Source organism: Companilactobacillus halodurans (assembly GCF_009600985.1).
Taxonomy (GTDB): domain Bacteria; phylum Bacillota; class Bacilli; order Lactobacillales; family Lactobacillaceae; genus Companilactobacillus; species Companilactobacillus halodurans.
In genome coordinates, this window is sequence record NZ_VDFP01000275.1 from 1 (window position 1) to 1,050 (window position 1,050).

Genomic DNA, 1,050 nt, shown 5'->3' on the forward strand with positions numbered 1-1,050 from the left:
TTAATGAAATTAGGTTTCAGAAAAATCGAAGCTATCGTAGCCACATTAATTATGGTTATCCTCTTCGTCTTCTTATATGAAGTTATCTTGGCCAAACCTGACATGGGTCAAATGGTCGTTGGTTTTGTACCTGATCCAAAGATCCTTCAAAACCAAAGCATGCTTTACCTTTCATTAGGTATCGTTGGTGCGACAGTTATGCCACATAATTTGTACTTACATTCTTCAATTTCACAGGCCAGAAAATATGACCGTAACGATTCCAAGAGTGTTCATCAAGCAGTTCGTTTCTCAACTTGGGATTCAAATATCCAATTAACATTAGCTTTTGTTGTTAATACTTTACTATTACTTCTAGGTGCTGCTTTGTTCTATGGCACAAACAGTGATTTAGGACGTTTCGTAGATCTATTTAATGCTTTGCAAGATCCTAAAGTTGCCGGAGCTGTTGCCAGTCCTGTCTTGAGTATTCTGTTCGCTATTGCTTTGTTAGCTTCAGGTCAAAACTCAACTATTACTGGTACACTATCTGGTCAGATCGTTATGGAAGGTTTCGTCCACATGAAGATGAAACTTTGGGCAAGACGTGTAATTACTCGTTTGATGTCCATCATTCCAGTTATTACCTTCGCTATTATTTACAACGGTAATGAAGCTAAGATCGAGTCACTTTTGACATTCTCACAAGTATTCTTGAGTGTTGCGTTACCATTCTCAATTTTCCCATTGATCAAGTTTACAAGTAACAAGAAACTTATGGGTGAATTCGCTAATAACAAATTCGTCGAATATATCGGCTACTTCGTTGCGGTTGTCTTAACAATTCTAAACATCTGGTTAATCTATACTACATTTGTTCCTACGGCTTAAAATACACTTAACTCTGACATGAAAATGTTGGAGTTTTTTTGTTATTATTTATAACGAAAGCATAACGAAAAAATGAGTTGCCATTTGCTTTACCTCTCAATCGCAACCATTAAGTACTGTTGGGAAAAACGTCTTACCCGTAGAATTGGAATCAATCAGGAGGATATCAAAATGAAAATT

1 protein-coding gene is annotated in these 1,050 nt (G+C 36.4%); it reads left to right on the forward strand.

Annotated features, from left to right (window positions below; all coding sequences use genetic code 11):
- The coding region (locus FHL06_RS14125) for a divalent metal cation transporter (RefSeq protein WP_192918042.1) at nt 1-870 on the forward strand (870 nt) is incomplete at its 5' end.
- Between the last annotated feature and the right edge of the window lie 180 nt (nt 871-1,050).